Below are 4,050 nucleotides of genomic sequence, written 5' to 3'. Positions count from 1 at the left end.
TCGGTATTTGCGTATGTGGCTGAAAATAGCGCTGGCTCAGCCGATAACTAAAGACAAATACCTGCTCTTAAAGTTCAAATATATAACCCACTGCCCAATATTGTTGGGTCTGCCGAAACAAAAGCTAAAATCAGATGCAAAAGCTGAGTGTGTTCCTTCAAGCCAGCCATATTGCAAATACGGATGTTAGCGGTTCGTGCGGTCAAACTTAGTAGGCTACAGATAAATTTAGGTGCCCGCCAAGTCCTTCTCGAACTATACGCATAAGTGTCGAAAGGCGTATGTCGCTTGCATTGTTCTCTATTCTTGAAATGTATGATTTTGTCGTACCGCACTTTGCTGCAAGTTGCTCTTGTGTCAAATTTTGCTTTTCACGCATCTCCTGAATGAGAACGCCAAGTTTAAATGCCTCAAAGCCTTGTTCATAATTTTCTCTTGTTTCTGTGCCTTTTACTCCATATTGTTCGTCAAGATGGTCGTTAAAAGAGGTCAGATTGCTATTGTTTTGCTTTTTCATCGAAATATTCTTTTTTAATTTTTTTAGCTAATACGATTTCATTTTTAGGTGTCTTTTGAGTTTTCTTCTTAAAGCCATTAATTAGAACAATAAGTTGTCCTTCATCAAAAAAGCTGAAAACCCGAAAAATATTGCTGCCTACTTCTACACGTACTTCATAAACCCCATCTTCAATATGTTTAAAGAATTTGTCTGGCACTCGCTCCATAGTTGCAATAATTCCTAAAGTCCAGTTGAACTTTAATTTAACAACTTCCGTCTGGTCTTGAAAAAAGTCCAAATAATAGCGTTTATAATAGACTATATTTCTTTTAAAATTCTCTGCCACGCTACAAAGTTAGCTAATTAGACAATATTTCAAATTATTCGCTAAAAATTTGTCCAAAAGTTTAGGGATGGGATTTTTTTGGTAGCATGACCGCTAACGAAAAAGGCTTGGCGTTTGTTGGGGAATTAGCATTCCGTCAGCCCATAACCGAAGCCCAATGATTGCAATATTGCTGATGTTTTATTCATAAGCCAAATTTATAACGTCAAGCCCGAACTGAAGCACAATAAAGAACAAATGATGAGGCAATATTCATCAAGCCCCAATAATGCCAAACCTAATGTTGGGCGTTCGGCTTTATAGTTTTTCCAAAATTTTCTTTATTACTTGTTGTGGTACAAAGGTCAAAACTTTTTCTGTTCCAGCAACTGTCAATCCTCCAAAAATAATTTTAGAGTCTTTTGTTTTTAACAATAGTGGTGAACCAGAAAACCCATAAGTAGGCTGTCCACTTTTTATTAGAAAACTATTATATGTTGTTGACTTGTTATGAAGATTTACTGGATGTAGAGTTTTATAATCAATATTACTACTCGTTATATCTCCACCATTCTTAGCAGCAAAACCATAGACAATAGCTTCATTAGGTACTTCATCATCTATTAACTCCTTATCAGTTATAAAATTTTCAATTGAGTTTATCTCGAAATCTGGTAATCTCATAGGAAAATAAATAATGTCGTAATGAGTTTTGTAATAATCTGAGTCAACACTTATTCCTAATAGCTGCTTACGATTAAATTTCAAGTCAAACATTTCTGTCGAGTTAGGTTTATATAAACGTAAATAAAATGTGTCGGGGAAATTTTTTTCAAACTTTCCTTCATAGTCTAAGCCAATAATTGAATGAGCAGCACTAAACAAGTATAACTTATTGTTTTTTCTTATAAAGAAAACCGTTGCAATCTTGGATTTATTTTGGTTTTGTCCAGCTGGATTTATTTCTATTTCGTTTGTTGGGGCAAATAGAAAGTATGAATATTTCGAGAGAGAGTCCATTTTTTGTCCAGATGCTTTAGAAATTAAAGTTAAAAATGTACAGATAAGTAAAAGCCTGGATGTAAAATATTTCATTGAATTATGAATATGAATTATGTTTTATTGTTGTGTACTCTAAGCTGACGCCCAACGAGCAAGGTATTGCCTGCAGGCAGGGGCATAGCGCTGGGTCAGCCCGGAACTAAAGCCCAATAATTGCAATATTGCCGATGTTTCTTCCATAAGCCAAATATATAACGTCACGCTGGAACTAAAGCCATATAAAGAAGAAAAAGATGAAGTTTATTCCGTCACGCCCTGCTTGCGGCAATACCCATGTTAGCGGCATTTGTCAACCGTGGAGTGTGTCAACTGTGGACGGTCTTTCCTGCATTTTTAGCCGTTTTGTCAGCCAAATAGGACTTGTCTTTTTACGCTATCGCTCTAAGGTAGCTCTAAGATCGCTCTAAGGTCGCTCTAAGGTCGCTCTAAGGTCGCTCTAAGGCCGGCTCATTTGAGGTTAAGACAAAATGTCTTGCAATTCAGTCTAGTCTACTCGCTTCGTTCTTCGCTGTCGAGTCAAGCTATTTAGGTCAAATTAAAGAAGAACCAAAATCAAAGGTTGTTCCGTCCAGCCATATAGAAAATATGGATATTAGATGCAGGGGATGTTTGGGTCACTCAAATATTTCAACAAAAACTCCTTTGTGGTCGCTTAGTCTTGTCGCTTTATTTGTTGTGTCATTCCAAAACCCACTTATGATTTTTTTATTCGCCGTGAAATCTTTTGTCAAAACTATGTGGTCTATGTTTTGAGTAATTTCTTCTGTCATAATTTTCATTCCAAGTTGTTCAAATGAATTTCTAAGCTTTTCTCGTCCTTTTTTTGTGAAATATATGTCGTCCGAAAATGAAATATTTAAATCGCCTATTATGCAAAAATTTTGTGTCTTTCCGATACTTTCAAAATCAGTTAATTGTTTTTCAAGGTCAAGTTTAAATTGTTCTCCACCATTACCAAAATTGCCAATTATAGTTCCGTAAACTACCAACTCTCCATGCGGTGTGTCTACTGCCAAACATAAACTTGTGTCTGCTCTGAATGTTGGAATGTGTCTAACAATGGGATACTTTGAAAAAATACTTACTTGTTTGTCGCCTGGTTTGTAGAAATCTCCTGAAAATATTTCTGTGTGAAATAATTCATACTCTGTCCCTAAATTTATAAATTCATTTGTCTCGGTTAAAACTAAAATGTCTGCATTTAGCTTTTTTAGATAGTCAACAATAGGTGTCACCTTTTGTCCGTGTCGAGTAGGTCTTTCAATATTCCAAGTCGCAATTTTCATTTTGAATCTAGTGCACGGTCATTGCCGCTAACGAGTCGGTATTTGCGGAAGTGGCTGAAAATAGCGCTGGGTCAGCCGATAACTAAAGCCAAATACCTACTCTAAAGTTCAAATATATAATCTACTGCCCAATATTGTACGGTCAGCCGGAACAAAAGTTTAAAGAAGGTACAAAAGCCGAGTGTGTTCCGTCAAGCCAGCCATATCGCAAATACGGATGTTGTACGCCGCTTATTGTCGCAGGAAACGTAATACAATTGGTCGATACTCTTCGTCTTTCTCTCGTAATTCTATCCAGTTGTCAGTTGGATTGACATTTAAATATAATTCTGCGTAATCCTCATCGCTTTTGCCTTCGAAAAATAATTTGTATTCATTTGCTGAAGTATATTGTCCTTCTTGTCCTGCTACAGCTTTAGCAAATTCCTTCAGGTTTACATAAGTTATGTTGATGTCTTTTGCAAAAGTTATTGTGGTGTCAACGGTCTGCTTGTAAAGCCGACTTAAAGTCCGAAGTAAATAGTCGCTTTTTGTTCCAATACTTTTTAATGAAATCCCTTGTCCAAATACCTTTGCACCCTCTTTGCGTTTAGGTACGGAAATCAAAAGTCCTAATTCTTGTCCGTTGTAAATGGAAACTGCTTTATAAATGTTTAAAGTGTCATTTTCAGTTTTTTCAATTATGCTAATTCTAATGTCTGCACCCCAACCTTCTTCTTCACCTTTGTCAATTTGCAGCGGTTTTATTGGATAGGTCTGGGTCGCAGAAGTCGCGTTTTTAGTATTGCCGGTATCAGCTTGATTGTTTGAACAACCAAAAAGTGTCATTAAGAAGCAGATGATTGAAATATTTTGCATGGTCAAGTTAAGTGGCGTAC

At 36.4% G+C, this 4,050-nt stretch carries 6 protein-coding genes; 1 reads left to right on the top strand and 5 read right to left on the bottom strand.

The window, feature by feature from the left end; translation table 11 throughout:
• Nucleotides 1-190 (top strand): hypothetical protein (locus tag ACHFIY_RS19120; protein ID WP_410847732.1); only part of this gene is annotated, 190 nt, incomplete at its 5' end.
• An 18-nt stretch (nucleotides 191-208) separates the two neighbouring features.
• Here ACHFIY_RS19120 and ACHFIY_RS19115 read toward each other — a convergent pair.
• The 5 genes from ACHFIY_RS19115 to ACHFIY_RS19095 all read right to left on the bottom strand — a co-directional run.
• Entirely contained in the window at nucleotides 209-517 is a 309-nt protein-coding gene (locus ACHFIY_RS19115; RefSeq protein ID WP_410847731.1) for a helix-turn-helix domain-containing protein, read from the bottom strand.
• Entirely contained in the window at nucleotides 498-845 is a 348-nt protein-coding gene (locus ACHFIY_RS19110) for a type II toxin-antitoxin system RelE/ParE family toxin (protein WP_410847730.1), read from the bottom strand. Before ACHFIY_RS19110 ends, ACHFIY_RS19115 begins: the two co-directional genes overlap by 20 nt.
• Nucleotides 846-1,142: 297 nt before the next feature.
• Nucleotides 1,143-1,919: a hypothetical protein gene (locus ACHFIY_RS19105; protein ID WP_410847729.1), complete on the bottom strand. Its 777-nt coding sequence runs from the start codon at nucleotides 1,917-1,919 to the stop codon at nucleotides 1,143-1,145.
• A 581-nt stretch (nucleotides 1,920-2,500) separates the two neighbouring features.
• The gene (locus tag ACHFIY_RS19100; protein ID WP_410847728.1) at nucleotides 2,501-3,172 is read right to left on the bottom strand and encodes an endonuclease/exonuclease/phosphatase family protein; all 672 of its coding nucleotides are present in this window, start codon (nucleotides 3,170-3,172) and stop codon (nucleotides 2,501-2,503) included.
• Between the two features lie 231 nt (nucleotides 3,173-3,403).
• Nucleotides 3,404-4,050 (bottom strand): hypothetical protein (locus ACHFIY_RS19095; protein WP_410847727.1); only part of this gene is annotated, 647 nt, incomplete at its 5' end.

This window comes from Parasediminibacterium schistidii (genome assembly GCF_046546515.1).
In the GTDB taxonomy this organism is placed as follows: domain Bacteria; phylum Bacteroidota; class Bacteroidia; order Chitinophagales; family Chitinophagaceae; genus Parasediminibacterium.
Note: the sequence above shows the minus strand (reverse complement) of the source record. Positions and strands in the feature narration are given on the sequence as shown.

What these genes read in the sequence shown, in the direction of transcription:
- ACHFIY_RS19115 (WP_410847731.1), bottom strand. Translation starts at nt 517, where the DNA reads ATGAAAAAGCAAAACAATAGCAATCTGACCTCTTTTAACGACCATCTT.
- ACHFIY_RS19105 (WP_410847729.1), bottom strand. Translation starts at nt 1,919, where the DNA reads ATGAAATATTTTACATCCAGGCTTTTACTTATCTGTACATTTTTAACT.
- ACHFIY_RS19100 (WP_410847728.1), bottom strand. Translation starts at nt 3,172, where the DNA reads ATGAAAATTGCGACTTGGAATATTGAAAGACCTACTCGACACGGACAA.